Consider the following 26,857-nt stretch of genomic DNA (forward strand, 5'->3'; position numbering starts at 1 on the left):
GCAAAGAGTGAGACTCAATACAGCTTCGTTCAACCCGCAGATCCTTCCGCGGTCACAGCAGGGGTTCTCCCCGTTCCACCGAAGCCCGCCGTGATGTGAGTCGGAAAGGAGATGACGGCCGTGATCTCGGAGCTCGATGTCGCACTGCGTGGTGAGAGGGCCGTCGACTGGCTCCAGTCACGAGGCCTGCAACTCGTGACCGCGGACGGCGAAGTGAAGATCTTCGCCGACCTCGCGACGAGCCCCACGATCGTCATCGGCCGCATCTGGGTGACCCCCATGGTGGTCCAGATCAAGCCGCGCCCCCAAGACGACAACGGCCTGGTCTTCCTGAGCTTCGCGATGCGCGGCACGACGAGGCTGAACGGCCAGAACGAATCCGAGGGCTCCGCACCGTCGCCGTTCTACGTCCACGAGTCCGCTGAGCCGATGCGCGTCGAATCCACCGACGCTTCCACTCGCCTCCTGTTCGGGATCCGACGGTCGAAGATCAAGGCGGTACTCGGCAACGACCTCAACTACACGGGACCGCGCACGCCGAACGCGCACCTCCGCAAGGTCCTGACCAGCGCGGCAATGGCATCCCTCGATGGGTCGATCGACGAGGACAACCCTGGCTTCCCCGCCTGGCGGACCGCGATCGAGAACCTCGTGATCGCGGTGCTGCGCTCGTCGATTCGCGAGAGTACCGTGGCGGGCCCCTCGAAGACCCTGCTGATGCGCGCCCACCAGCTCATCGCGGAGCAAGCTCACGACGCGAACTTCTCAGTGGTCGATCTCGGACAGCAGCTCGGCATCTCGCAGTCGCACCTCCACCGAGTGTTCCGGGAGACCGGCACGACGCCCGCGAGGCTGCTGCGCGAGACCCGTCTCGCGCTGGCGGAGGACTTCCTCGGGACGGGCGACCCGACGGTGCAGGATCTGAAGGCCGCGGCCGCCTACAGCGGGTTCAGGAACCTCCGGATGTTCCGCAGGGCGAGCGCAGACGAGTCAGGGCAGGCCGAGGCTCAGGCTGGAGCCGCGGCCGCAGAAACGCCCTCAGAATCCCCCTCGGAGAACACGGCGGAGAACACCTCGGAGAACGCGTCGGGGTCCGCCCTGGTCTGAGTCCGCAACGACGGGCTACTTCGTCACCGATGAGCACAGGAAAGGCACCCGGCACGTGGCCGGGTGCCTTTCGTTGTTGCTCAGTGGGGCGTCAGCCGGAGATCACGCTCGCCACGTCACGATGACCGTGCCGTTGTGGCCGCCAGGGCCGATCGGCAGCACGTTGCTCGTGCCCGTGGTCGTGACGACCACGCCGCTCGCCGCTGTGAAGTTGGAGCCACCGCCACCGCCGCCGGCTGCCTCGACAACCAGGTTGGCGTTCGACTTCTGGATGGCGCCACCCGAGCCGCCGCCCGCGTAGCCTCCGCCACCAGCACCGGTCGATCCACCACCGACGGTGGCGCCGGCCGCGCCGTTCCCGCCGCCGTTGGCACCCGCGCCATGGTTCTGGCCTGCCGCTCCGGCCGAGCGCACGATCGTTGCACCGCTCGGGTTCGTGGCAGGGAAGTTGGCCGTCGAGACTCCGCCCGCACCACCGGTGGCGCCTGAGGCCGCGGAGCCCGGAGCACCGACGAAGACCTGACTGGTGGAGGTCTGGGTCACCTGGCGGGTCATGCCGTTCGAGCCTGCCGCGCTGGATCCGGTCGACGGCACCTGGGTGTTCGTCGCGTAGCGGTCGATCACCGTGTAGGTGTTCTGCGTTCCGCTGACCACGGAACGACCGCCGCCGCCACCGGCAACGACGAGCACGGTGCCCTCGAGTGCGATCGAAGACCCGCCACCGCCGCCGTAGACGGGGCCAGAGCCTCCGCTGCCGTACCCCGTGCCACCGACTCCTGCGGCAGTCGCGCCGCCGCCGACGATGATGTTGAGGTTGCGGCTCGTGGTCGACGCGGGCAGCGTGATCGTGCCGACCAGGCGCCCGCCCTGGTGGGCTGGGCTTGCGGACGTGGCGGTCGCGCCTCCACCGCCGCCGATGACGGTGAACTCGACGGTGCGCACCTGAGGGGTGATCCGGATGCTCGTGGAACCCGGCGTCGAGAGCGTGCGGGTTCCGCCCGAGCTGGACGCGACGGCGAGGGGTGTCGCTGCCGCGAGGGCGATGATGGGTGCCGACCATGCGGCTGCACCGAGGAGCTTTCGGCGGTTGAGTTCGGACGGGTTGGCGTCTGGATTCTTCGTCAAGATGACCTTTCTTGCACGCCGAAGGTCCACGTGAGAGTTCGGCGTGGTTGTGGGGGTTTGGGGGCCGCGGACCAGCGGGTCAGCGGAGGCGCGCACCTCGGTCGGCGTTGAAGCCGGTGGTGAAGGACGTCTGGGTGTCGTCGGTGGCGCCGGAGACCAGGTGGCCGCGGATGCAGATGCGGATGCGCGCAGCGGCCCAGCCGCGATGGCGGAGAGGCTGCCGGCTGCGACTATGAGGGTTGAGCGGCTCGCCGAAGATGCAATACGGGGGCGTTGTTCATACGTCCATTTCATTCTTGGAATAGCGCGCGACAAAATACTGACTTCCGGGCGCACAAAAGTGCCCGAGTCCGATGAGTTCATCGCGGCAGGCAACCGGCATCGGTCGACTGAGGGGATAGAACGATTCTACGATTACACGGCTAAGTGCGCTAGTTAAGCGAAGTAACTAATCGGTAAACCGTGGACAGCGCCGTGGGAGCCCTCGCTCAGCACTGCAGCCTGAAGTAGTCCGATGCATCCGGAGCACCAAGATCACGGTCGCGGATGACCGTGAGCGGAGCCCGGCTATCGTCAGCGCAGACCTGCTCAGGCGATCCTGCGAGGTCATCGGTGTACTCGATCTGCAGGACGAGATCACCGTAGGCGCTCGCGTACGCGTCGCACTCCCCGTACGCGCCGCACTCCTCCGCGACGGCGAAGTCGAAGCCCAGCTCGGCTCGGCCGCGGTCGGCGAGCTCGGCCGCGTTCTTCTGCCCGATCGCGAGGCCAGCAGCGTGGGCGGCGTCGACGTAGGCCGCCGCGAGCTCGAGGGCCCCGCTCTCGTCGATGCCAGCTCCCCCGCCGCTCGTGGACGCGTCGAAGCGCGTGAAGGTGTCGAGGTTGTCGATCTCGACGGCGTCGAAACCCGACTCGGCGCATCCCGTGATGATCGGGGCCATCACGTCGAGGATGCCGTCGCGCTGCTCGGCCGTCGACGGGTCGAGGATGTACTCGTCTGGCCAGTCCGGGTCGACGATCGGCTGACCGGCGGCGTCGTGGAGCAGCAGTTCGCTGCGCTCGTGGAGCCAGGCCGTGGACTCCCCCGGCTGCGTCTGGAAGCCGTTCACGTAGCAGATGCTGTACGCCCCGGAGTCCGGTGCGGCAGTGGCGTCACGGGCGACGACGTCGAGGCCGCCGTCGATGTCGTACGGCTCGCCGAGCTGGTAGTCGAAGGTGCCGCTCGTGGGCGGGAGGGGCACGGTCGACTCGGCGGACACCTTCGTCCCGCCTTGCGCGCAGCCGCTCAAGGCGAACACACTCACGACGAGAAGCAGAGCTGCTGGAAAGACGCGCATGGAGTCATCATGCTCCAAGGCACATCACGGTTCTTTGTGTATTCCCGCCGATTTCACCTCGCCTTTCACCCCGAGATCCTTTCTCTTGAGAAGAAGGCTGCGCCTAAGCTTGGTCGACTTATCCCAAAGGAGTGCCGGTGTCCCCCATCACGCCCCACGCCCCCTTGCACGATGCACGCGCCACCGACCTCACGGCGTCGGCCTAGGCGGCGGGCCCGGCAACGGTCGCTGCGTGGTTCACCAGCCAGACACTGTCCTGCAGTTCGTCGGATGGACACTCCTCGCCTGCAGCGCTGCCCTCTTCGCCCTCATGATCGTGGCGGCGGCGTTCGCATCCCGACGACAGAACCCCTCGAAGCGCAGGCTGCGCGTGCTCAGCGTGATCCTGGCCGCGCTGGCCGCCCTGAGCGCCGTCATCGGCGGCGTGAGCCTCGCGGCCGGGACCTTCGCGTGATCTCCCGTGCGACGGAGACGAGCTAGCCCGCGAACACCGTCGTGAGCTCGCCGATCCCCTCGACGCGGATGCGCACCGAGTCGCCATCGGCGACGGCGCGGTGGTCACGGAGCGCGTCCGGCAGCTTCTGCGGGGTGCCCGTCGCGATGACGTCCCCCGGCTGGAGCGTGATGGACTGCGAGATGTACGAGACGAGCTCGGCGAACGGGAAGATGAGCGTCGACGTGCTCTGCGAGACCGTCGTCTCCCCGTCCCGGATGACCTCGACGAGCAGGTCAGCGGGGTCGTCGATCTCGTCCGCGGTCACGATGGCGGGCCCGAGCGGCGCGAAGCCGTCGAAGCACTTCCCAAGCGTCCACTGGCTGGTGCGGTTCTGCCAGTCACGGGCCGAGACGTCGTTGACGAGGGTGTAGCCGACGACGTGCGAAAGTGCCTCCTCGGCGGATACGGCGTGCGCCGTCCGTCCGATGACCAGGCCGATCTCGCCCTCGTAGTCGACGTCGCTGCTCTGCGGGGGCAGGAGCACGGCGTCGTCTGGACCGAGCAGCGTGTTCGCGGTCTTCACGAACACGTCCGGGCGTTCGGGGTCGGGCTGCCCTTCCCCACCCGCGACCACATGGCCGCGATAGTTGTAGCCGACGCAGAGCAGCACACGCGGCGTCACGGGCGCGAGCAGACGCTCCCCGTCGCGCCACGGCAGGCCGCTGGGGTCGGCCGACGCGACCGCGGCGCGCGCATCCGCGAGCAGCTGCTCGTCGGAGAGCAGCTCGAGTGTCGATGCGACGAGACCGGAGAGGTCGAGGAGCCGATCACCCTCGGGCGACTCGACGAGGGCCGCGGGCACGCTCTGCCCTGCACGATCCCAGGTGACGATTCTCATGCGCCTGCTCCCCCGCTCACCAGTACCGCTGCCAGTCGGGGCGTGACGCGCGCGTCAGCGCCTCCAGGAAGAAGTAGTCGCCCCAGAGCGTTCCCTCGTCGACGCCCACGAGCTTCGGCATGTCGTACACGCCGTGCAGGAGGAGCGCGTCAGAGGACTCGGCCGGCCGCGGCGTCGCCTCGGCGATGAGCGCGTCGAGCTGCGCGTATGCGGCTTTGCGTGCGCGCGACGACCGCTCGGGGTCGGGCTCGACCGCGGCGAGCTCGAAGAACCCGCACGCGGCGATCGCGGCGGCCGAGCTGTCGCGGGGAGCGTCGCTGCCCTCGGTGTAGACGAGATCCCAGTAGGGGATGCCGTCGCTCGGCAGGTGCGCGAGGTAGTAGTCGGCGCACCTCCAGGCAGCCTCGAGCTGCCTCGAGTCGCCAACGGCCTGCGAGTTGAGCGCGAAGCCGTAGATGCCCCAGGCTTCCCCGCGCGCCCAGCACGACTCGTCGAACGCGCCCTGCTCGGTGCCCCCGCGCAGGGGCTCGCCGGTCTCCGCGTCCCAGTAGAACGTGTGGAACGTGGAGTCGTCGGCGCGGAAGATCTGCGTGCGCAGCTGCTCCGTGTGGCGGCGGACCGCATCCGCGTATCGGGGGTCGCCCGTCTGCTCGCCGACCCACGTGAGCAGCGGCATATTCATGAGGCTGTCGATGATGGCGCGGCCACGCTGCGCTGGGTCGCTGAGGTCCCCCCAGGCCTGCAGGATGCCGGCCGGCTCGAGGAAGCGCGTCATGAGCCGCTCCCCCGCCTTGATCCCGGCGGTGCGCCAGCGCTCGTCGCCGGTCTGCTTCCACGCGGTGACGACCGAGAGCGAGTACAGGAACCCGAGGTCGTGGGTCTCGAGGTCCTCGTCCCCGTAGAGACGACGTTCGAAGTCAGCGGCGTGCGCGAGGGCGGCTTCGTGGAAGGCCGCGTCGCCGGTGGCATCACCGGCGAGCCACATCATGCCCGGCCAGAAGCTCGTGGTCCAACCGCGGTTGGCCCCCTCGGCGAAGGCCTCGGTCGCGGGTCGCAGCAGGTAGCGGCCGTCGGTGGTCGTGTCGTCAGGGTAGGCGGCGCCGAACGCGACGATGTTGCGTCGGACGGTTTCGGTGGCCGCTGCCAGCGCGTTCTCCACGGTCGTGGATGCGGGCGCGAAAGTCATGGGGATTCCTTCGAGTGAGTTCGTGGTGTCCGTCAGGCCGCGGCGTGTGCCGGGGTCTGCTGCAGGGTGTATCGGCCGCCAGCCCAGACGACGTAGAGGCAGGCGGCGGCGGAGAGCCCGATGGCGATGGCCGGGGCCGCGGTGAGGACCGCGGCCTGGACGGCGACGATCGCGAAGGACGCGAAGGTCATCGGCCAGCGGCGCACGGCGAGGAAGAGGGATGCGCGCACCAGCACGAGCAGGCGCGTGTCGTCGGCCTGCGTGATGGCGACGAGCGACACCGCTGCGGTCGCGAGCGTCAGGATCGCGACGACGGCCAGCAGCGGAACGAGGAGGACGCCGATGCCGGTGGGGACGAGGACGAAGATGTCCACAAGCGCGACCGTGACGACGGCGGAGGTGACCGCCGAGATCACGAGGGCGCGCTTCCAGGTGCGGCGCACCCCGCGGAGGAACGCGCGGATCACGTCGCCGTCGCCCTCAGCATGCGCGCGGAAGGTCGCGAAGGCGCCGGCGATGCCCGGTCCCGTGAGCGCCGCGCTCGCCGCGAGCAGCGGCCACGACAGCGATGGGTCCGTCGTCACGAGCAGCACGAGGAACGGCAGGCTCATGATGGCGAGCATGGCGTTCACGCCGAGGGCGAGGTACGCGACGTTGAATGCCGTCGAGTAGATGCTGTGCGGGATGCGCTTCACGATCAGCCCTTCAGTCCGCTTGTGGCGACGCCTTCGACGAAGTACCGCTGGCCGAGGAGGAAGACGATCGCGATCGGGACAACCGAGATCGTGAGCCCCGCGAAGAGCACGCCGTAGTCGACGTCGTAGAGGCTGGAGACGAAGTTCTTCAGACCGAGCTGCATGGTCCAGAGGCTCGGGTCGCGCAGGTAGATGAGCGGTCCGAGGTAGTCGTTCCAGGTGTTCACGAAGGTGAGCAGCGAGAGGCTGGCGATGGCGGGAATCGAGAGCGGCAGCATGATGCGGCGCCAGATGCCGTACTCGCTGAGGCCGTCGAGGCGGGCGGCTTCGGAGAGCTCCATGGGGATGGACTCGTAGAACTGCTTCATGAGGAACACCCCGAAGGCGCCGAAGGCCTGCAGCAGGATGATCGCCCAGAGCGTGTTCGAGAGGTTCGCGTTGGAGAGCATGATGAACTGCGGGATCATGTACGACTGCCACGGCACGGCGATCGTTCCGACGTAGAGCAGGAACAGCGCATCGCGGCCGGGGAACTTGACTCGCGAGAAGCCGTAGGCGGCGAACGAGCCGGTGAGCACCTGAAGCGCCGTGACGGTGACCGAGAGGAACAGCGTGTTGCCGATCCAGGTCATGATGTCCGACTTGGTCCAGATGTCGATGTAGTTCTGCCAGACGAAGACCTCGGGAATCCATCTCACCGGCACCGAGAAGACGGCGTTCGCGTCCTTGAGGGAGCTCATGATCATCCAGAAGAACGGCGTGAGCATGGCTGCCGCAGCGAGGATCAGCGCGATGTAGAGCAGCGCCTTCGCGAGCCCGGCCTTCTTCTTCTTGCCGGCTGCCGCGGGATGCGCGGGCGGGTCGATGAGGAGGCGACGTGAGTCCTCTTCTGGGAGGACGACTGCCATGGTCTGGGACATCAGTTGTCCTTCCGCTTGTTCCACAGGAACTGGATGATCGTGACGACGATGCAGAGGAAGAACAGCACGACGGACGCCGCTGACGCGTATCCGAACTCGTTCTCCTCGAAGCCCTTGCGGTAGATGAACTGTGAGATGACAGTCGTGGACTGTCCCGGCCCGCCCTCGGTGAGCACGAGGATGAGGTCGAAGATCTTGAAGGAGTTGATCGTCAGCATGACGGTGACGAAGAACATGGTCGGGCGCAGGCACGGGAGGGTGACGTTCCAGAAGCGCTGCCAGGCGTTGGCGCCGTCGACTCGGGCGGCCTCGTGCAGCTCGGGCGGCACCGTCTGGAGGGCCGCGAGGAAGAGCACCATGTAGTAGCCCATGTCGCGCCACGTGCTGATGATGACCACCGCCGGCATCGCCCACTCCGTTGAGGTGAGCCAGCCCGGCGGGTTGTCGATGCCGATGAGGCGCAGGCCCTCGTTGATGGGGCCGAAGTCCGGGCTGAAGAGCAGGTTCCAGACGAGCGCGATCGCGACGATCGACGTGATGTAGGGGAAGAACGCGGCGGTGCGGAAGAACGCGACGCCGCGGAGCTTGTTGTTGAGCAGCAGGGCGAGGCCCAGCGAGACGACGATCGTGAGCGGGATGTGCAGCACCGAGTAGTAGATGGTGTTGCCGAAGGCGACCTGGAAGCTGCCGTCGTTGAAGAGGCGCGTGAAGTTGTCGAAGCCGATGAACGTGGACGTGCCGAAGATGTTCCAGTTCGTGAGAGACATGTAGAACATCACGATGACGGGCACGAGCGTCAGCGTCGCGAACCCGATGAAGTTCGGCAGGATGAAGCTCCACCCGACGAGGGTTGTCTTCCTTCGCAGGCGGTTGCGCTGCTTGCGCGCCTCGGCTGTCAACTCCGGCGGGGCTGCCGACGGCGGCGTCGGTTCCGTGGTGGTGGTCATGATTCTCCTGGAGAGAGGGTGCCGGTCGGCCGGTGAGAGAGCACCGGCCGACCGACGGCAAGGGGGGTTAGTCGAGGCCGACTTCGTTGGCCACGCGGCCCTCGGCTTCAGTGATGGAGTCCTGCACCGACTTGGAACCGGAGAGGATCGAGGAGTGCATGTCGTTCAGGATGTTCTGGACGGCTGCGGTCTTCGAGTTGGTCGGGCTCTCGGGGAGCGTCTCGTGCGTCTGCACGGCGAATGCGGAGAGCTCGTCCTGCGGAGCGCCCTCGACGGCGAAGTACGCCTCGACGACGGGGTCGCTCAGGAGCGCCGGGGTGATGCCGATGCCCGCGAGCTTGGTTGCTGCCTCTTCGCTGGCGGCGTAGGCGAGGAAGTCCTTCGCGGCCTGCGTCTTGCCCTCGTCGATGTTGGCGTTGATGCCGAACCCTGCCGGGTCACCGAACGTGACGGGGGTGTTGTCCATGCCGGTGGTGGATGCATCCATCTGCGGGACGGGTGCGATGCCCCACTCGAAGTCGTCCGCTTCGCCGGAGGCCTGCTGCGAGATGAGGGTCGCGACGAACCACGAGCCCATGGGGATCATCGCGGCGTTCTGCTTGCCGAATTCGCCCTGGTAGGTGAGCTTGTTGGCCGTGACCGTGTTGAAGGAGGCCTGCGCGCCGTCGTCCTGGAGCTTGAGGGACTTGTCGTAGTAGGGCGCGAAGTAGTCGTACTCGCCGCTGAAGATGTCGCCGCCGGCCTGCGCGTTGGCGAAGCCCTGCACGGTCGACTGCCAGCTGTGCTGATGAGCGCCCTTGGCGGTCGAACCTGCACTGGCGAGGTTCGTGGTCAGGAGGTCGGCGTTCTCGACGTAGTCATCCCAGGTCCAGCTGCCGTCTGGGTAGGCGACGCCTGCCTCGTCGAAGAGTGCCTTGTTGTAGTAGAGCACCCACGAGTCCTGGCGGTAGGGAACCGCCCACGTCGTGCCGTCGATGTTGTACGACTCGGCACCGCTGATGCCCTCGGGGAGCGCGACGTCGGAGACGTCGAGGAGCTGTCCGCCTTCCTGGAAGGTCGTGACGAACTTGATCTCCTTCTGGGTGATGATGTCCGGCCCGGAGCCCGCTGCGAGGTCGGCGGTGATGAGGGTGTTGTACTCGGCGGGGTCGTAGTCGACGACCTCGACGGTCACGTCGGGGTACTTCTCCGTGAAGCCGTCTGCGAGCAGCTGGAACTCGGGGGTGGATGCGACGCTCCAGCCCGACACCGACAGCGTGATGGGGCCGTCTGGGTCGACGCTCCCGCCGCCACTGCATCCGGTGAGGGCCAGTGCGGCGGCGGCGAGGCCCGCAGTGGCGATCATGGTGCGCTTCTTCATGGTGCTGCTCCTTTGCTGCAATGAACGAGATCCGCTTCGAATCTCTGAAAACCGACGCCCGGGCTACGAGAGGCGGTAGTTGGTGAGGTCGAGGGTGCTGTGGGCTCCGTCTGACCAGGTGATGGCGGCTCGCTCTTCGGTGAGTTCGACGCCGGTGGTGCTGCTCGGGGTGTGGTCTGCGCCCACGAGGGTGAGGTGCGCGGCGACCCAGGTGTCCGGTTCGACGGGGGCGTCGAGGATCGGGACCCGGGTGGATGCGCCGAGCGGACTTGCATCCGCCCTCGTCACGGTTCGGGCCGTCGTGCCCGCAGTCAGACCGCGGAGCGTGCTCGTGACCTGCGCGTCCTGTCGGCTCGTGACGGGCCAGCCGCCCCAGCGGAGCTGCCAGTCGGTCGCGTCGACCCCTGCCTCGGTGTCGGTGACCCGGGCGAGGCGCACCTCCTCGGCGCCGCGGACGACGGAGACGACCGTGAGCCGCGCGATGACGGTCGCGTCGCCGTCGAGGCCCGAACCATGGCGCTGCTGCTTCAGCGCGGGCTCAAGCGTGTGGGCGAGCCAGGTGGATGCGGCCACGCCGGCGGTGCCGTCCTCGCTTGCGGTGAGGAGCTCCATCGCGGCGCGATGGGTGGCCGTGCCGGTTCCGTCGACGAGCGCCACCGACTGCTCGAGGGGCTCGTGCCAGGCGAGGTCGTCGAGCAGCGGGCTCGTTGCGCTCGAGTAAGCGAGGCGGGCGTAGAGGGGCGAGTCGCCGACGAGCGTGTTCGGCTTCGCGTGGTCGGTGCCGTGGTTGGCGATGCGCACGATGCCGTCGCTGCTCGTGCCGGTGACGACCCAGCCGGGGGCCGCGATCGTGCGCACGAAGTCGCCGCGCTCGACGGGGAGCAGCTCGGGGTCGGCGACCCAGACGGGGTGGTCTGCGGGAAGCAGCACACCCAGGAGTCCCTTGGACGCCCAGTACGGGGACGCCGGCCCGGAGTAGGCCTGCGCGAGCTGCCGCCACTCGCCGTGCCAGCCCATAGTGAGCAGGCCGCGCTCGTCGGGCACTCCGCGCTGATCGAAGTGGGTGACGACCTTCTCGGCCGCGTGCCGCAGGGCGCCGAGCGACACGGAGGGGACCTCCGCGAGCGCGCCGACCCAGAACGGGGCCGCCGCGGCGAAGCGGTAGATGAGGCTGCGGCCCTGCAGGAGCGGCGAGCCGTCGCCGCCGATGAGGTGCACGGCGTCCTGCAGGAAGCGGTCGAGCGCGGCGACGTCGCCCGCGAGGCGGCTACCCGCCAGCTCGTCGGCTCCGCGCATCCGCGACCACAGGACCGGGTAGATGTGCAGCGCCCAGCCGACGTAGTGGTCGTAGGAGCGCTCTTCCCCGTCGGACAGCCACCCGTCGGCACGCACGAACGAGTCGTGCAGCGCGAGGTCCGCCGTGACGTCCTCGGGCGACCATGGGCCGCCGACGGAGCGGAGGAACGTCTGGACCACGAGGCGGAACCAGAGCCAGTTGGTGCGCGGGTAGGTGTCGTCGCCGACGGCGGGAGCGAAGTAGTCGATGACGCGCTGCTGCGTGAGCTCGTCGAGCGAATCCCAGATCCAGGGACGCGTGAGGTCGAGGATGAGGGCGAGCGACGCCGCCTCGACCTTCGCCTGGGGATGCTCCTCGAGCCGCACCCAGCGGTCGACGGCGTCGGGGTCCACACCGGTTCGGATGCCCTCGGAGAAGAAGGCGATAAGCGAGTCGACGCCCTGGCCGCGCTCCCCGGCGATGCGGAATCCTGCGAGGAGGAAGGTGCGTGCGAAGCCCTCGAGGCCGTCGATGTCGTGGCCGTAGCCACCCTCGGCGCCGGGAGGAGTGATGCGGCCCTTGCCTGGTGAGGCCCAGGCCATGGCTCCGGCGAGGAGGCGGTCGGCGTAGCCGGTCCAGTCGTCGCGGGTCCATGCCGACTGCGACGCTGACTGCGCCGCGGTGGCGGGCGACGCGGGCGTGAATGCAGTGGACACGGATTCTCCTTTGAATTGCCGTCCGAGGGAGGATGAACCGTCTCCTCGGGGGTGGTGACATTTCCGAGCGTAGCAATCATTCTCGATCACAACAATGCGGTTATGATCGTGCATGATCGTTTACGATCGATTTGTGAAAGAGGTCAACGATGACAGACACCAGGCCTAGGCCGCCGCTTCGCGCTCCCCTGACGCACGCCCTCACGGCGCAGCTCGGGCTTCGAGGCGACCTCGATCTCTCGACCGCCCTCCGCGCGGTGATCGCTGCCCCGAACGACGCCCTCCCCGTAGCACCCGCATCCGCCTGGGAGCCGGGCGAACCCGAGCCGATCACGCTCGCAGCACTGAGCGCTCGCGCCGACGCTGAGCGGGGCACGCCCTGGCCGCAGCCGCTCGCAAGCGACGCCGCCCGCTACCACGGAGACGGCGACCGCCTCGCCTGGGAGACACCCGCCTTCGCGCGGCAGGAACGCCTCACCCGCGTCGCTGTGGCCGCCACCGCCGACCCGGCGATGCTCGGTGACGTCGTCGACGGCATCATCCTCCTCTGCGAGCAGAGCTCCTGGTGCTGGCCCGCCCACGACGACACGCTCCAGCGCCACGGCTCGGTCGTCGCGACCGTCACCGACCCCTACCTCGACCTTGGGGCAGGCGAGGTCGTCGGCCAGCTGGCCTGGGTCGACCAGCTGCTCGGCGACCAGCTCGACGCCCGCTACCCGGGCGTGCGAGCCCGCATCCGCCACGAGGCACGCGTGCGGGTCTTCGAGCCGTTCACGCGCCGCCGTGACTGGCACTGGCTCGGCCTCGACGGCGACGCCCACAATTGGAACCCGTGGATCCACGGCAACGTGCTCGTCGCCGCGCTGCGCCTCCTCGACGACCCGGCGGAGGCCGACGAGCGTGCCCGCATCCTCGCGCTCGTCGTGGAGGGACTCGACCGGTACGTCGCCGTGCTCCCCGAAGACGGCGCCATCGACGAGGGCTACGCCTACTGGTGGAACGGCGCCTGCCGCCTGCTCGAGGCCCTCGACCTGCTCACCTTCGCGACCGGCGGCAGGCTCGACCCCGTGCCGAGCATCCCGGCGCTTCGCGAGACCGTGGCCTTCCCTCACCGCATGCATCTGGGCGCCGGCTGGTTCGTGAACGCCGCAGACGGACAGGCGAAGCCGAGCACCGACCAGCCCTGGCACTCCCTCCACCGTGCCGCGGTGCGTGCGGGCGACCTCGACGCGCAGCGGTTCGCCGCCTCCCATCGGCGCCCGGATTCGCCAGCGGCCGTCGAGGCCGAGGGGCTCGGCCGGGTGCTGCGCGGCATGACGGATGCGGCCTGGCTGCAGGCGAGAGCCACGACTCCCCCGACCCCCGCCGCAACCTGGCTGCCGTCCACACAGATGCTCGTCGCCCGCGAGCGCGAAGGGTCGAGCGCCGGGCTCTCCGTCGCCACCAAGGGCGGGCACAACAACGAGCACCACAACCACAACGACGTGGGCAACTTCCTGGTCGCCTCCGACGGTGTGCCCGTCATCGTCGACGCTGGCCGCCCCAGCTACGACGCCCGCACCTTCAGCGAACGCCGCTACGAGCTGTGGCCGATGCAGAGCGAGTGGCACAACGTGCCGTTCGTCGCCGGGCGCGGCCAGCCGACGGGGCGCGAGCATGCCGCCACCGTCATCGACGTGCAGACGGGGGATGCCCCCTCGCTCGAGCTGGAGCTCGCCGGCGCCTACGACGTCGCTGAACTCGAGTCCTGGCGCCGCGAAGTGCGCCTCGACCGCGAGCGCGCCGAGGTCCGCATCCACGACGCCTGGCGGTTCGCACAGCCCGGCCCTGCACCCGCACCGGCACCGGCACCCGCCGACCCCGCGGCACCCGCAGACCCCGCAGCGCCCGCAGCACCCGCAGACCCCGCAGAGTTGTGGCCAAACGCCATCGCGCCGGACACGAACCGCACTCCGCCACAACTCTCCGCCGCGGAAGCCGCGCCCGCACCGGCCGCCACACCCACACCCGCGACCCACGCCCCCACGCCAGCCGCATCCGCAGCGCCCGCAGAGTTGTGGCCAAACGCGCTCGCGCACGACACCAACCGCACTCCGCCACAACTCTCCGCCGCGGAAGCCGCCGGTGCGACGCAGTTGCGGCTGCTGCTCGCCGGGGAGGTTGCGCTCGACAGCGACAGCGACAGCGACAACAACAACAACGGTGACAACCACAGTGACAACGACGGCCCCGCTCAACGCGGCGCGACGGTGACCCCGCTCGCCGGGGCCCCGCGCATCCGCATCACGTGGGACGAGGGCGTCCACGCGAGCCTGACGCCCATCGAGCTCGAGGATCCGATGCTCACGGACGTGTGGGGCCCTAGACTCGTGCGACTCGACCTCGACGTCGCACACCGGTCAACGCTGACCGTCACCGTGCGACAAGAGCACTCGACACTGCCCCTCGGGCAGACAGAAGCTGTGGGGGTCACAGAATGATGGAACAGGGATCACGACTCGCGACCGAGCGTCGGGACCTCATCCTCGAGCGACTGCTCGCGTCCGGCGCGGTGCGAGTCGCCGAACTCACGGATGCTCTGGATGTCACCCCCGTCACGCTGCGACGCGACCTGCAGCAGCTCGAAGCGGAGGGGCTGCTCGTGCGCGTGCACGGCGGCGCGGTGCTCCCACCCGACGGGGCACCGGCCCTGCAGGCGCGCCAGGGGAACAACGGCGCGCAGCAGACCATCGGCGTGCTCGTGCCGTCGCTCGACTTCTACTGGCCGCGCGTCATCCGCGGCATGGAGCAGGCGGCCCGCGAGCAGGGTGCGAAGCTCCTGCTCCGCGGCACGTCCTACGAGATGCAGGATGAGCGGCCCGTGCTCGAGCGCATGGTCGAGCACGAGGGCGTCACCGGCCTTGTCGTCGCACCCAATACCGACACCGACCACGCGCGCGAGGTCATGGAATGGCTGCACGAATCCGGTCTGCCGTTTGTGCTCGCCGAACGTGACGCCGTCGTCGGCCCCGACCGCACCCCGGCCGAATCGGTCACCACCGACCACGCGCTGGGCGCAGTGCTCGCAGCCCGCCACCTCGCGCAGCTCGGGCACCGCAAGGTCGGCCTCTTCATCTCGCGGAACTCCCCCACCTCGCGCAAGATCATCGCGGGCTGGTCCGCCGCGTGCCGCGAGCTCGGCCTCACGCCGGGCGAGCACGTCGAGCGCATCCTGCCCGACCGCCGCGATCCGCGATTCTCGGGGGCAGTGGATGCGGTGCTCGATGCCGTCCTCGAGGCCGGCGTCACGGCCTTGCTCGTGCACTCCGACCGGGAGGCGATGGCGATCATCGACGTCGCGCTTGCCCGCGGGCTGAGCGTGCCGGAGGACCTGTCGGTGGTCGCCTACGACGACGAGGTCGCCGACCTCTTCACGCCGGCGCTCACCGCGGTCACCCCGCCCCGGTCCTCGCTCGGGCGGGCCGCCGTGACGACCCTCCTCGCGCGCATCGCCGACCCGACGCGCCCCGTGCACCGCACCGTGCTCAGCCCCAGCTTCAACTCGCGACTCTCCACGGCGCCGCCTCGCGACAGCTGAGCCGTTTGCGGGCGTTCTCCCAGCCTTCCCGCCCGCGCATCCCCCTAAGCTCTTCCGAAGCAAGGGGAGTACTCCCGTCTGCGGTGTGCCCGTCAATACGAGCGTGAGTCCACGTTCCGGGGCACCGGTTCCGCCAGCACCACCCGAGAGGGAAGCCGGCCGGAGTGGAGGAGACCTTGGTGTCGTTGTTGAACACCAATCCCCCTTTGGAGTACCCCCATGCAGGTCACCACCACTGTCTGGCTCATCACGATCGCGGTGACGATCGCCTTCTTCGTGTACGAGTTCTTCGCCCACGTGCGGAAGCCGCATGAGCCCACCATCGGCGAATCCGCCCGCTGGTCGGCGTTCTACATCGGCCTCGCGCTGCTGTTCGGCGTCGGCATCGGATTCGTCACCGACTGGCGCTACGGCGGCGAGTACTTCGCCGGCTACCTGACCGAGAAGGCGCTGTCGCTCGACAACCTCTTCCTGTTCCTCATCATCATGACCGGCTTCGCGGTGCCCAAGATCTACCAGCAGAAGGTGCTGATGATCGGCATCGTCATCGCGCTCATCATGCGCGGTGGCTTCATCGCCGTCGGGGCCGCCCTCATCGAGAACTTCTCCTGGGTCTTCTACCTGTTCGGCGCGCTGCTGTTCGTGCTCGCCTACCAGCAGATCAAGGGCGACCACGGGGATCCCTCGAACAACGCCTTCATGCGCTTCGTGCGCCGCATCCTCCCCGTCACGGATGAGTACCACGGCGACAAGATGACCGTGAAGAAGGACGGCAAGCGCTTCGTCACCCCGATGCTCCTCACGATCGTCGCGATCGGCTTCATCGACCTGGTCTTCGCGCTCGACTCGATCCCCGCGATCTACGGGCTCACCAACGAGGCGTACATCGTGTTCACCGCGAACGCCTTCGCGCTCATGGGCCTGCGCCAGCTGTTCTTCCTCATCGGCGGACTGCTCGAGCGCCTCGTCTACCTCAGCCAGGGCCTCGCCGTGATCCTCGGCTTCATCGCCGTGAAGCTCGTCTTCCACGCCCTGCACGTCAACGAGGTTCCGTTCATCAACGGCGGCGAGCCGCTGCTGTGGGTGCCGGAGATCCCGATCTGGTTCTCGCTCACGTTCATCGGCGCGACCATCGCGGTCGCCACGATCGCGAGCCTCCTCAAGACGCGGAACGACCGCAGCAAGTCCGAGCGCTCCACCGTGCAGGACGAGCCCATCGAGACGGCCGCCGACACTGCGGATGCGCCCCGCGCCGCCAGCGCCGGGTCGAGCGGTGCGAGCGCGAGCGAAGTGACCGCGAGCGGGTCCCCCGTCTCCGGCGGCGACTCCCGCGACGCCTAGCAAGCCGCAGAATCCCGACACCGCAGACGCTGCCCGGCGTTTCGCCCTCTGAGACCACTCTCAGAGGGCGAAACGCCGGGCAGCGTCGCAGATGGGGCGAAAGCTGCGATGCGACGCCTCGGCGAGGACAGGGCCAGCGCTCCAGTTGACGCGCGTTAGTGAGTGTCGTACTGTGCTCCTATCGCTCGCATTAACGCGGGTTAGTCAATGAAGACAGGATTCCAATGAGCGGTCAGAATGCGTCGACACACGGGGGTCCCGCGCGTGCGAAGGCAGTCACCATGGCCGACGTGGCACGCCACGCGGGCGTCAGCCGGACGGCGGTCTCCTTCGCTCTGAACGGAACGGACGCGGCCATCCCGGAAGGCACCAGGCGTCGCATTCGCGATGCCGCCGCCGAGCTCGGGTACCGCCCGAATGCGGCAGCCAGGGCGCTCGCCGTCCAGCGCACCGGCTGGTACGGACTCGTCACGGAGATCGTGACGGCCCCGTTCGCCGTCGACATCGTGAAGGGCGCCCAGTCGGCTGCGTGGGAGCTCGGCAGCTTCCTCCTCATCGCCCCGAGCGACGAGGAGCCGACCATGGAGTCGCTCGCGATCGAGAAGCTGCTCGAGCAGCGGGTCGAGGGCATCATCATCGCCGCGACGTGGCACCGCGGCATCCGCGTGCCGGACAACGCGCACGACGTGCCCTGCGTGCTGGTGAACTGCTACGACCTCGACAACCGAGTGCCGAGCATCGTCCCCGACGAACGCCAGGGTGGTCGCACGGCAGCTCGTGCGCTCCTCGACGCCGGACACGAGCGCATCGGCCACATCACGCTCGCCCCCGGCATCGCGGCGACGGTCGGCCGCCTCGCAGGCCTCCGCGACGAGATGCGCCTAGCGGGGCTCCCCCTCGGCGACGAGCTCATCGAGTCGAGCGACGGGACAGCGGATGGCGGTTACGCCGCGGCCACCAGACTCCTCGATCTCCCCGAGCGCCCGACAGCGATCTTCTGCGGCAACGACCGCGTCGCGATGGGCGCCTACGACGCCATCAAGGAACGCGGGCTCCGGATTCCCGAGGACATCTCCGTCGTGGGCTTCGACGACCAGGAGATCCTGGCCGGCTACCTGCGACCCGGCCTGACCACCGTCGCCCTTCCCTTCGAGGAGATGGGCGCGGCAGGGGTGACCATGCTCACCTCGCTGGCAGCGGGCGAGGCGATCACCGATCGACAGATCGAGATCGCCTGCCCGCTGCGCTCGCGCTCGTCCATCGGAGGTCGAATCCGATGATCGAGCAAATCCCTCCCCTGCGAACTCCTACGCACGCGAAGAAAGAGACACCATGACCCTATCCATCAGACAGCGCGTCGTCACCGTGGTCGGCATGGGCGCCGTTGCCGCGGTCGCCATGTCCGGCTGCACTGCGTCCGCTTCCGGCGCCGGTGAAGCACTCCTGACGATCCCTCGCGAGGACATGGGAACGTTCAGCCAGAACTTCAACCCGTTCTCGCCAACCGCCGCCCCGATGACGCAGCAGGCGATCTACGAGTCGATGCTCATCTACAACCCCGCCGCTGGCGACACCGTGCCGTGGCTCGCCGAGTCCTGGGAGACGAGCGGCGACGGCCTCACGCAGACCTTCGACCTCCGCGACGGCGTGCTGTGGTCCGACGGCGAGGCGTTCACCGCCGACGACGTCGTGTTCACCGTCGACCTGCAGCGTGAGCTGCTCGGCGGATTCGACTATCTCGCCGACGCCAAGGCCGTCGACGCGGACACGGTCGAGTTCACACTCTCGAAGCCGTACAGCCCGGCACTCTACGAGCTGGGCCAGCTGACGCTCGTCCCCGAGCACATCTGGGCGGCCCAGGAAGATCCCGGCAACTTCGAGAACCCTCTGCCCGTCGGCACCGGCCCCTACACGGAGGTCACGAACTTCCAAGCGCAGTCGTTCGACCTCCTGCCGAACCCGAACTACTGGCAGGAGGGCGCGCAGAACATCCCAGGCATCCGGATGCTGGCGTTCGCCGGAAACGACGGGGCCAACCTGGCGGCTATCAACGGCGATGTCGACTGGGCGCCGCAGTACATTCCGAACATCCAGACCGCGTTCGTCGACCGTGACCCCGAGAAGCGGCACTACTGGTTCCCGCCGACGGGATCGATGATCAACTGGCAGCTCAACACGACCCTCCCGATGTTCTCCGACGTCCGCGTCCGGCAGGCGCTCTCCATGGCGCTCGACCGCAAGCAGATCGTCGACGTCGGGATGTCCGGCTACACGACGGCGGCGGACTGCACCGGGCTCTCTGGCGCATACGACACCTGGCGCGACGAGGCGGTTGCGAGCTCCTGCGGCTGGGCCTCGCTCGACCTCGCAGCGGCGGCAGACCTCCTCGATGCCGCGGGATACCCGGAGGGCGCAGACGGGACGCGGACCACCCCGGACGGCCAGCCGTTCTCGTTCACCATCTCCGTCGGCTCGACCTCGAGCGACTGGCTCTCGGTCGCGAACATCATCTCGCAGAACCTGGGCGAGCTCGGCATCCAGGCGACCGTCGATTCGCCCGACTGGGCCTCGGTCGTCGCCGGATACGAGACCGGCGACTTCGAGACCGGCATCGTCTGGAGCGCCGCCGCGCCGACTCCGTACCAGTACTACCGCAACACGATGTCGACGGAGACCGTCGTTCCCGTCGGCGAGCAGACCTTCGACAACTACCACCGCTTCGGCAGTGCGGACGCCGATGCGCTGCTCTCCGAGCTGGCCAGCGCCTCCGAGCCGGAGCAGCAGGCCGCCGCGACCTCGGGCCTGCAGCAGCTCTTCGCGGAGCAGACCCCGGTCGTCCCCCTGTTCTCCGGCCCCGAATGGGGTGCGTACACGACCGAGCGCTTCGTCGGCTGGCCGACGGAGGAGGACCCGTATGCGACCCTCGCGACCCGTTCCTCCACCACCGTGCTCGTGCTCACGAAGCTGACGCCCGCCGAGTAACAGCCGCCTTTTCTCGCCGCCGGCCGGGCCACATCCCGGCCGGCGGCCCAGCCGCCGCCTGCCCTGAAGGGGCCGCGCCGCCGCCCCATCAACTCCACCCGCTCCATCCATCGAGGAGGATGTCGTGAGCTTCATTCTGCGCAGGCTCGGGTTCTACCTGCTGGCCTTCTGGGTCTCCATAACCCTCAATTTTCTCCTACCGCGTCTCATGCCGGGGGACCCCGTGACGCGCATGCTCTCGCGTTCTCAACAGCGCCTCGACCCTGAGCAGGTCGATTCACTCCGCGAGATGCTCGGCGTGAACGGTGGCCCATGGTGGCAGGAGTACCCCGAGTACCTGGTCCGGATCCTCACCGGCGACTTCGGCGTCTCCATCTCGAGGTTCCCGACGCCCGTGACGGAGGTCATCGCCCAGCAGCTGCCGTGGACGCTGCTGCTCGGCGCCGTCTCGCTGTTCATCGCCGTGATCATCGGCAACCTCCTCGGCATCCTGGCCGCGTGGCGTCGGGGCGGAGTGCTCGACTCGATCGTTCCGCCCTTCCTGGTCTTCATCGGCTCGTTCCCCTACTTCTGGCTCGCGATGGGCGCGCTCTACGTCTTCGGAGTCATGCTCGGGTGGGCCCCGCTGCGCCACGCGTTCAGCGTCGGCCTCACCCCGTCGTGGGATCCGGTGTTCATCAGCGACGTCGCGGCGCACCTCGTCCTGCCTGCGCTCTCCATCGTGCTCGTGTCGATCGGCGGGTGGATGCTCGGCATGCGCAACACGATGATCGCCACGAACTCAGAGGACTACATCCTCATGGCGGAGGCGAAGGGGCTCAGCTCGTCGCGTGTCATGCTCCGGTACGGGGCCAGGAACGCGCTGCTCCCGAGCGTCACCTCCATCGGGATGAGCCTCGGCTTCATCGTCGGCGGCGCCCTGCTCACCGAGGTCGTCTTCGCCTACCCGGGCGTCGGCTACCAGCTGCTCGCCGCCGTCCAGGGCCTCGACTACCCGCTCATGCAGGGCCTGTTCCTCACGATCACCGCCGCGGTGCTCCTCGCGAACTTCCTCGTCGACCTCATCTACGTCCGACTCGACCCGCGCGTTCGCGTGCGCTGAGAGGTACCCATGTCGATCCAAAGCCCCGAGTCGCTCGCGCACGCCTCAGCCGTCCGCGACGCGAGCCAACCGCCGAGCACCAGCTCGATCGCCACCCGTCTGCCGGATGAGCAGAACCGCTCGCGCGGACGTCAGCTGACGCGCCTGCTCCGCGCCCTGCTGCGCAACAAGAAGGCGCTGTCCGGGCTCATCATCCTGCTGGTCTTCGTGGTGCTCGCGCTCGCCGCACCCGTGATCTTCCCCGGTGACCCGTCCCGGATCGGGTCGGGCGGAGCAACGCCACCCAGTGCGGACCATCTGCTGGGCACGACCGCGAAGGGGCAGGATGTGCTCGCGCTCACCGTCTGGGGAGCTCGCTCGAGCCTGCTCGTCGGGTTCGTCGCGGGTGTGCTCTCGACACTCGTCGGCATCGTCGTCGGTCTCACGAGCGCCTTCTTCGGCAAGCGCGTCGACGATGCGCTCTCGCTGGTGACGAACGTCTTCCTCCTGATTCCCGGCCTGCCGCTGCTCGTGCTGCTCGCCGCGTTCCTCCCGCCGGGACTCGGCACGGTCATCGCGGTGCTCGTCATCACGGGCTGGGCTGGCAGCGCTCGGGTGCTCCGCGCTCAGGGCCTCTCGATCCGCGGCAAGGACTACATCGGCGCCGCCATCACCTCCGGAGAGCGACCGCTGTCGATCATCCTGCGGGAGATGCTGCCCAACGTGGCATCGATCGTGATGACCACGCTCCTCGCCTGCATCATCGGAGCGATCGGCGCGCAGGCCGGCCTCGAGTTCCTCGGGCTCGGCGACCCGAACACCCTCTCGTGGGGCACCAACCTGTTCTGGGCGTCCAGCGACGGCGCGCTCATGATCGGCCAGTGGTGGATCTTCGTCCCCTCCGGTCTCGCGATCGCGCTCGTCGCTTTCGCCCTCGCCCTCTGCAACTACGCGGTCGACGAGGTCACCAACCCACGGCTCCGGAGGCCGCGCACCGCGCGGACCGCAACGGCGCCCACGACCGTCGACCGCAAGGAGCAGGCACGATGAGCGTCCTCGAAGTCCGCGACCTCACGGTCGACTACGTCAGCGACGAGCGGTCCGTCCGCGGCGCCGACCGCGTCTCCTTCTCGATCGCGCAGGGTGAGATCCTCGGCCTCGCCGGGGAGTCCGGCTGCGGGAAGTCGACGTGCGCGAACGCCATCATGCGACTGCTGAAGGAGCCGGCCCGGATCACGGGCGGCAGCATCCTCTTCGACGGGCAGGACGTGCTGAGCATGGACGCCGGGCGCCTTCGCGATTGGCGCTGGCGGGAGGTGGCGATGGTGTTCCAATCGGCGATGAGCTCGCTCAACCCGGTGATGCGCATCGGCGACCAGCTCGTCGACACGCTGCGGGCTCACGAGCGGATCTCGAAGCGCGACGCTTGGCGCCGCGCCGGGGAGCTCCTCGAGATGGTCCGGGTGGGCGCGGACCGTCTCCGCTCGTACCCGCATCAGCTCTCCGGCGGCCAGCGACAGCGGGTGGTCATCGCGATGGCCTGCTCGCTCCGCCCCCGCCTGCTGATCCTCGATGAGCCCACGACGGCCCTCGATGTCGTGGTGCAGCAGGACATCCTGCAGCAGATCCGGGACCTCCAGCAGGAGCTCGACTTCGCCGTGCTGTTCATCACCCACGACATGTCGCTCATGCTCGAGCTGTCCGATCGCATCGGCATCATGGTCGCCGGCCGCATCGTGGAGGTCGCGCCCGCCGCGGTCATCCGAGACGGCGCGCGGCATCCGTACACCCGGGCGCTGCTCGGGGCGTTCCCACCCATCAGCGGGCCGAGGACGAAGCTCTCCGGCTTGGCTGAGGGCGTGCGCTTCACCGATGTCCCCGACCTCGTCGAGGTCGCCCCAGGCCACCTCGTCGCTCCGAGCGGCGCACTGATCGAGGAGGAGACGCGATGAGCGTCGTCACCGAGCACGAACCCGTCCTGCGCGTGCGGGGCCTCTCCAAGCGGTTCCCCGGCGCTGGCCTCTTCGGCCGTCGCGGCGCGGTGGACGCCCTGTCCGACGTCGACCTCTCGATCGGCCGCGGTGAGATCGTCGCGCTCGTCGGCGAGTCCGGGTCGGGCAAGTCGACGCTGGCGCGGTGCGTCGCGCGCCTCGAGCAGCCGACGGCGGGAACCGTCGAGCTCGACGGAGTGGATGTCCTGCGCTCCGAGCGCCGCTCGGCCTCCCGCGCATACCGGAACCGCGTGCAGATGGTGTTCCAGGACCCCTTCGGATCGCTCAACCCGGCCCACCGCGTCGGCGCGGTCCTCGAACGGACCTTCCAGCTGCACGGCATGGGCCAGGGCGACGTGCACGAGCGCTGCGCCGAGCTCGTGGAGTCGGTCGGCCTGGATCGCCAGGTCCTGAGCGCATTCCCGCACGAGCTCTCGGGCGGCCAACGGCAGCGCATCGCGATCGCGCGCGTGCTGGCCGTGGAACCCGATGTCATCCTCGCCGACGAACCGACGTCGATGCTCGACGTCTCCGTGCGCATCGGCGTGCTGAATCTGCTCGCCGGGCTCAGGGACGAACGGGGCATCGCCATGCTCTACGTGACGCACGACCTCGCCTCGGCGAGGTACCTCGCCGACCGGATCCTGGTCATGCACCGCGGTCGGATCGTCGAGGGCGGCGAGTCGACCACACTGCTCGCCAACCCCAGCCACCCCTACACGCGCCTGCTCGTCGGCGCCGTCCCCGACCCCAATCGGGGCTCCGCACCGGACGTCGGCGTTCGCGCCCGCCTGCGCGAGGAGATCGCCGCGTGGACCTCCGCGCCGGCACTCTCGCGCCGCATCGTCGACGCCGACAACGACCACTGGGTGCTCGCACCCGAGGAGAACGAATGACCGACACCACCGTCCGCGCCGACGAGCAGCTCGTGAGGGCTCAGTCGGACCGGCTTCGCCCAGCGTTCCACTTCACCTCGCCCGGCGGCTGGCTCAACGACCCGAACGGAGTCGCGCAGGTCGATGGGCTCCACCACCTCTTCTACCAGCACAACCCGGAAGCTCCGGTGCACCACCGCATCCACTGGGGTCACGCCGTCAGCGACGATCTTGTGCACTGGCGCGATCGTCCGATCGCGCTCCGCCCCGGAGAGGGCGCCGACGGCGACGGCTGCTGGTCCGGTGTGCTCGTCGACGACGCTGGCACGCCCACGCTGGTCTACTCGGGCCGCCAGGGGCTCCGCGAGCTGCCCTGCCTCGCCGTCGGCACGGCGGATTTCGAGGAGTGGTCGCCGCTGCCGGAACCGATCATCTCGACTCCTCCCGAAGGTGACCTCACTGCGTACCGCGACCACTGCGTGTGGCGCGAGGGCGACGTGTGGCGCCAGCTCATCGGCTCGGGTGTGCGCGGAGACGGTGGGTGCGCGTTCCTCTACGAGTCCCCGGACCTCCGCGAGTGGCGGCTCATCGGCCCGCTCGCGTCGCTCCCCGCGGGCCCGGTCGCTCTCGACGACCCGGACTGGACGGGAACGATGTGGGAGTGTGTCGACTTCTTCCGGCTGCTTCCCGGCGAATCGGCTGGAACCGCGGCGACCGCAGCGCCGGATGCCGCGAGCGGCGACCCGCATGCGCTCATCTTCTCCGCCTGGCACGAGGGCGCGACCCTGCATCCACTGATCGCCCTCGGGACCTATCGGGATGACCGGTTCCAGATCGACCGTGTCCAGCGGCTCGATCTCGGGAGGCGCCACGCCTACGCCCCGCAGACCTACCGCGACGAGGCGGGCCGACGCATCCTCTGGTCGTGGATGCAGGAGGGACGCACCGACGAGGCCATGATCGCCTCGGGCTGGTCGGGGGCCATGGCTCTCCCCCGGATCCTGTGGCTCGACCGTGGCGGGGTCGTCCGGCAGGAGCCGGTTCCGGAGTTCGCCGCTCTTCGAACGCACGAGCTCGCCGGCGACTGGTCTGGCGACGCCCTCGACATCGAGGTGGATGCGCTCGTTGGCGACGGGCGGCGACTGGCCGTGACCGTTCTCGCAACCCCGGACGGTGAGGAGGCGTGTGTCGTCGAGCTCGCTCGCCGGGACGGAGCGCTGCACCTGAGCCTCGATCGATCCCGGTCCTCCGCCGACACGACCGCGGACCGTTCGCGCCTCGCCGGCACGGTGCCGGAGCCGAGCACCGCCGACGACCGCGAGCGCCCCTCGCGTCTGCGCATCGTCGTTGATCGGTCCTCGATCGAGGTGTTCTGCGATGGCATCGCCCTGACGGCTCGTGTCTACCCCACCCGCACCGATGCGCTCGGCGCGAGAGTCGAGGGGGACGCCGCGGTCACGCGCGCGACCGCGTGGCACATGGCGGGCGCCGAGGAGCACGACCGGATCCAGCTGCGCTGAACGCGGCACCGACCCACCCCAGAGGGAACCTGATGACAAGCACCGCACCGACCACCTTCCGTCCCGCGTTCCACGTGAGCGTGCCCCGCGGGTGGAAGAACGATCCGCAGCGCCCCATCCGCGTGGGCGACGAGTACCTCTACTACTACCTCGCGAACGACGACTACGTCGAAGGCGGGATCGGAACATCGTGGCGTCTCGCGACCACGCGGGACCACGTTCGCTTCAGCGATCAGGGCACGGCGATCCCCAAATTCGCGAACGGGAACGGGGACTGCTGGTCGGGCTCCGTGGTCGTCGATGCGCACAACACGGCCGGGTACGGACGTGATGCGGTTGTCGGGCTGGTCACGCAGGCGCCGGCCGGCGTGCAGGCGGTCTACCTCTGGGTCTCGACGGATGGCGGGCGCACCTTCACGCCAGGCCCGCCCGAGCCCGTCCTCCCGAACCCCGGGGCCGTCGACTTCCGCGACCCGAAGGTCGTCTGGGATGACGACCGTGCGCGCTGGTGCATGCTCCACGCGGAGGGTGACACGATCGGCTTCTACGTGTCGGCTGATCTGCACGGTTGGCGGCGAGTCGGCGAGCATCGCATCGAGGGCATCGGCCTCCTCGAATGCCCCGACCTGTTCCGGATGCGCGCGAGCGACGGCACGCGCCACTGGGTCCTCGGTATGAGTGCGAACGGCAAGGCGAGCGGCCTGCCCGCGACGTACGCCTACTGGGTCGGCGAGTTCGATGGATCGGCCTTCACCTGCGACGAGCGGGAGGCGCTGTGGCTGGACCACGGGTTCGACTTCTACGGGGCCGTCACCTACGACGCGCACGACGCGGGCGGAGACGTCGACGAGTCGTTGCGCCGCGCCATCGGCTGGGCGAACTTCTGGGACTACCCGCACAATGCGCCGTCGATGGTAACCGACGGGTACAACGGCGACGACATGATCGTGCGAGAGCTTCGCCTGCACCGACGCGGCAGCGGCTACTCGCTGAGCGCTCAGCCACCGGCCGCGCTCCTGGAGCACGCCACTCGCCGCCATTCGCTGGGGACTGTGGCCGTCGCCGGATTCTCGGACCTCGAGGTGCGGGCGGTGGCGTACGAGCTGCGCTGCGAACTGCGCTGGGACCCGAGCTCGCCACCCACCGGTGCCGGGCTGGAGCTCCGTCGCGCGAGCGGGGGTGCTCGGCGCATCGGGGTGGGAGTGTCCTTCGCGGATGCCTCGATCTCCGTGGACCGAGGTGAGACGTGGAGCCCGAGTGGCGGCGCGACGACAACGAGCATCGACGCGTCGGCGGGATCGCTCCCCCTTCGGATCCTCGTCGACCGGTCCAGCATCGAGGTCTTCGTCGGCGAGGGGTTCGAGGTGCACTCGCATCGCGTGTTCCCGCTGCCAGCCGACGACGGCATCCGGCTGCTCGCCGCGGGCGGCCAGGTGACCTTCGCGGACCTCGAGATCATCGAGCTCGAGGTCCGCTGAGGCGCAGGC

General features: G+C 68.9%; 22 protein-coding genes. 13 read left to right on the forward strand and 9 right to left on the reverse strand.

Annotated features, from left to right (window positions below; translation table 11 throughout):
* Positions 1-111 precede the first annotated feature (111 nt).
* Positions 112-1,107, forward strand: coding sequence for a helix-turn-helix domain-containing protein (locus tag GV007_RS03600; RefSeq protein ID WP_160071040.1), 996 nt, complete (start codon positions 112-114; stop codon positions 1,105-1,107).
* Positions 1,108-1,209: 102 nt separating this feature from the next.
* On the opposite strand, the gene GV007_RS03605 is transcribed toward GV007_RS03600, so the two are convergent.
* Both GV007_RS03605 and GV007_RS03610 read right to left on the reverse strand, forming a co-directional pair.
* Complete coding sequence (locus GV007_RS03605) at positions 1,210-2,232, reverse strand: hypothetical protein (RefSeq protein WP_160071041.1); 1,023 nt, start codon at positions 2,230-2,232, stop codon at positions 1,210-1,212.
* 488 nt (positions 2,233-2,720) lie between these two features.
* A complete protein-coding gene (locus tag GV007_RS03610; protein ID WP_160071042.1) occupies positions 2,721-3,569 on the reverse strand; it encodes an endo alpha-1,4 polygalactosaminidase in 849 nt (282 codons plus the stop codon).
* Between the two features lie 232 nt (positions 3,570-3,801).
* Here GV007_RS03610 and GV007_RS03615 point away from each other — a divergent pair, with 232 nt between their 5' ends.
* Positions 3,802-4,023, forward strand: a complete 222-nt coding sequence (locus tag GV007_RS03615; protein WP_160071043.1) for a hypothetical protein — start codon at positions 3,802-3,804, stop codon at positions 4,021-4,023.
* Positions 4,024-4,045: 22 nt separating this feature from the next.
* On the opposite strand, the gene GV007_RS03620 is transcribed toward GV007_RS03615, so the two are convergent.
* The 7 genes from GV007_RS03620 to GV007_RS03650 all read right to left on the reverse strand — a co-directional run bounded on the left by GV007_RS03620 (position 4,046) and on the right by GV007_RS03650 (position 12,003).
* Positions 4,046-4,903 (reverse strand): fumarylacetoacetate hydrolase family protein, encoded by an 858-nt coding sequence (locus GV007_RS03620; protein WP_160071044.1) that lies wholly within the window; start codon positions 4,901-4,903, stop codon positions 4,046-4,048.
* 16 nt (positions 4,904-4,919) lie between these two features.
* Entirely contained in the window at positions 4,920-6,089 is a 1,170-nt protein-coding gene (locus GV007_RS03625) for a glycoside hydrolase family 88 protein (RefSeq protein WP_160071045.1), read from the reverse strand.
* Between the two features lie 32 nt (positions 6,090-6,121).
* A complete protein-coding gene (locus tag GV007_RS03630; RefSeq protein ID WP_160071046.1) occupies positions 6,122-6,784 on the reverse strand; it encodes a ferredoxin-NADPH reductase in 663 nt (220 codons plus the stop codon).
* Positions 6,785-6,786: 2 nt separating this feature from the next.
* Complete coding sequence (locus GV007_RS03635) at positions 6,787-7,704, reverse strand: carbohydrate ABC transporter permease (RefSeq protein WP_228502158.1); 918 nt, start codon at positions 7,702-7,704, stop codon at positions 6,787-6,789.
* Complete coding sequence (locus GV007_RS03640; protein ID WP_160071047.1) at positions 7,704-8,651, reverse strand: carbohydrate ABC transporter permease; 948 nt, start codon at positions 8,649-8,651, stop codon at positions 7,704-7,706. The genes GV007_RS03635 and GV007_RS03640 overlap by 1 nt, the downstream gene beginning before the upstream one ends.
* Positions 8,652-8,718: 67 nt before the next feature.
* Positions 8,719-10,011 carry an ABC transporter substrate-binding protein gene (locus tag GV007_RS03645; RefSeq protein WP_160071048.1) on the reverse strand — a complete coding sequence of 431 codons (1,293 nt, stop codon included), beginning with the start codon at positions 10,009-10,011 and terminating at the stop codon, positions 8,719-8,721.
* Between the two features lie 63 nt (positions 10,012-10,074).
* A complete protein-coding gene (locus GV007_RS03650) occupies positions 10,075-12,003 on the reverse strand; it encodes a DUF2264 domain-containing protein (protein WP_236558279.1) in 1,929 nt (642 codons plus the stop codon).
* Positions 12,004-12,152: 149 nt separating this feature from the next.
* Here GV007_RS03650 and GV007_RS03655 point away from each other — a divergent pair, with 149 nt between their 5' ends.
* The 11 genes from GV007_RS03655 (at position 12,153) to GV007_RS03705 (ending at position 26,848) form a co-directional block, all read left to right on the forward strand.
* A complete protein-coding gene (locus tag GV007_RS03655; protein ID WP_160071050.1) occupies positions 12,153-14,483 on the forward strand; it encodes a heparinase II/III domain-containing protein in 2,331 nt (776 codons plus the stop codon).
* Positions 14,480-15,580 carry a substrate-binding domain-containing protein gene (locus tag GV007_RS03660; RefSeq protein ID WP_160071051.1) on the forward strand — a complete coding sequence of 367 codons (1,101 nt, stop codon included), beginning with the start codon at positions 14,480-14,482 and terminating at the stop codon, positions 15,578-15,580. The genes GV007_RS03655 and GV007_RS03660 overlap by 4 nt, the downstream gene beginning before the upstream one ends.
* Before the next feature lie 219 nt (positions 15,581-15,799).
* Positions 15,800-16,921 (forward strand): TerC family protein, encoded by a 1,122-nt coding sequence (locus tag GV007_RS03665; protein WP_160071052.1) that lies wholly within the window; start codon positions 15,800-15,802, stop codon positions 16,919-16,921.
* A 281-nt stretch (positions 16,922-17,202) separates the two neighbouring features.
* Positions 17,203-18,201, forward strand: a complete 999-nt coding sequence (locus GV007_RS03670) for a LacI family DNA-binding transcriptional regulator (RefSeq protein WP_236558281.1) — start codon at positions 17,203-17,205, stop codon at positions 18,199-18,201.
* Positions 18,202-18,253: 52 nt separating this feature from the next.
* Positions 18,254-19,903 (forward strand): ABC transporter substrate-binding protein, encoded by a 1,650-nt coding sequence (locus GV007_RS03675; RefSeq protein ID WP_160071054.1) that lies wholly within the window; start codon positions 18,254-18,256, stop codon positions 19,901-19,903.
* 124 nt (positions 19,904-20,027) lie between these two features.
* Complete coding sequence (locus GV007_RS03680) at positions 20,028-21,005, forward strand: ABC transporter permease (protein ID WP_160071055.1); 978 nt, start codon at positions 20,028-20,030, stop codon at positions 21,003-21,005.
* A 9-nt stretch (positions 21,006-21,014) separates the two neighbouring features.
* Positions 21,015-22,034, forward strand: a complete 1,020-nt coding sequence (locus tag GV007_RS03685; protein ID WP_160071056.1) for an ABC transporter permease — start codon at positions 21,015-21,017, stop codon at positions 22,032-22,034.
* Positions 22,031-22,936, forward strand: coding sequence for an ABC transporter ATP-binding protein (locus GV007_RS03690; RefSeq protein ID WP_104298238.1), 906 nt, complete (start codon positions 22,031-22,033; stop codon positions 22,934-22,936). The genes GV007_RS03685 and GV007_RS03690 overlap by 4 nt, the downstream gene beginning before the upstream one ends.
* Positions 22,933-23,871 (forward strand): ABC transporter ATP-binding protein, encoded by a 939-nt coding sequence (locus GV007_RS03695; protein ID WP_160071057.1) that lies wholly within the window; start codon positions 22,933-22,935, stop codon positions 23,869-23,871. Before GV007_RS03690 ends, GV007_RS03695 begins: the two co-directional genes overlap by 4 nt.
* The gene (locus GV007_RS03700) at positions 23,868-25,370 is read left to right on the forward strand and encodes a glycoside hydrolase family 32 protein (protein ID WP_160071058.1); all 1,503 of its coding nucleotides are present in this window, start codon (positions 23,868-23,870) and stop codon (positions 25,368-25,370) included. The genes GV007_RS03695 and GV007_RS03700 overlap by 4 nt, the downstream gene beginning before the upstream one ends.
* Before the next feature lie 32 nt (positions 25,371-25,402).
* A complete protein-coding gene (locus GV007_RS03705; protein ID WP_160071059.1) occupies positions 25,403-26,848 on the forward strand; it encodes a glycoside hydrolase family 32 protein in 1,446 nt (481 codons plus the stop codon).
* Positions 26,849-26,857: the final 9 nt, after the last annotated feature.

The sequence above is a fragment of the Pseudoclavibacter sp. 8L genome (assembly GCF_902506465.1).
Lineage (GTDB): Bacteria > Actinomycetota > Actinomycetes > Actinomycetales > Microbacteriaceae > Pseudoclavibacter.

Excerpts from the sequence above, each read along its gene's own strand:
- GV007_RS03600 (WP_160071040.1), top strand. The coding sequence starts at position 112 with ATGACGGCCGTGATCTCGGAGCTCGATGTCGCACTGCGTGGTGAGAGG.
- GV007_RS03610 (WP_160071042.1), bottom strand. The coding sequence starts at position 3,569 with ATGCGCGTCTTTCCAGCAGCTCTGCTTCTCGTCGTGAGTGTGTTCGCC.
- GV007_RS03620 (WP_160071044.1), bottom strand. The coding sequence starts at position 4,903 with ATGAGAATCGTCACCTGGGATCGTGCAGGGCAGAGCGTGCCCGCGGCC.
- GV007_RS03625 (WP_160071045.1), bottom strand. The coding sequence starts at position 6,089 with ATGACTTTCGCGCCCGCATCCACGACCGTGGAGAACGCGCTGGCAGCG.
- GV007_RS03635 (WP_228502158.1), bottom strand. The coding sequence starts at position 7,704 with ATGTCCCAGACCATGGCAGTCGTCCTCCCAGAAGAGGACTCACGTCGC.
- GV007_RS03640 (WP_160071047.1), bottom strand. The coding sequence starts at position 8,651 with ATGACCACCACCACGGAACCGACGCCGCCGTCGGCAGCCCCGCCGGAG.
- GV007_RS03645 (WP_160071048.1), bottom strand. The coding sequence starts at position 10,011 with ATGAAGAAGCGCACCATGATCGCCACTGCGGGCCTCGCCGCCGCCGCA.
- GV007_RS03655 (WP_160071050.1), top strand. The coding sequence starts at position 12,153 with ATGACAGACACCAGGCCTAGGCCGCCGCTTCGCGCTCCCCTGACGCAC.
- GV007_RS03660 (WP_160071051.1), top strand. The coding sequence starts at position 14,480 with ATGATGGAACAGGGATCACGACTCGCGACCGAGCGTCGGGACCTCATC.
- GV007_RS03665 (WP_160071052.1), top strand. The coding sequence starts at position 15,800 with ATGCAGGTCACCACCACTGTCTGGCTCATCACGATCGCGGTGACGATC.
- GV007_RS03670 (WP_236558281.1), top strand. The coding sequence starts at position 17,203 with ATGGCCGACGTGGCACGCCACGCGGGCGTCAGCCGGACGGCGGTCTCC.
- GV007_RS03675 (WP_160071054.1), top strand. The coding sequence starts at position 18,254 with ATGACCCTATCCATCAGACAGCGCGTCGTCACCGTGGTCGGCATGGGC.
- GV007_RS03685 (WP_160071056.1), top strand. The coding sequence starts at position 21,015 with ATGTCGATCCAAAGCCCCGAGTCGCTCGCGCACGCCTCAGCCGTCCGC.
- GV007_RS03690 (WP_104298238.1), top strand. The coding sequence starts at position 22,031 with ATGAGCGTCCTCGAAGTCCGCGACCTCACGGTCGACTACGTCAGCGAC.
- GV007_RS03695 (WP_160071057.1), top strand. The coding sequence starts at position 22,933 with ATGAGCGTCGTCACCGAGCACGAACCCGTCCTGCGCGTGCGGGGCCTC.
- GV007_RS03700 (WP_160071058.1), top strand. The coding sequence starts at position 23,868 with ATGACCGACACCACCGTCCGCGCCGACGAGCAGCTCGTGAGGGCTCAG.
- GV007_RS03705 (WP_160071059.1), top strand. The coding sequence starts at position 25,403 with ATGACAAGCACCGCACCGACCACCTTCCGTCCCGCGTTCCACGTGAGC.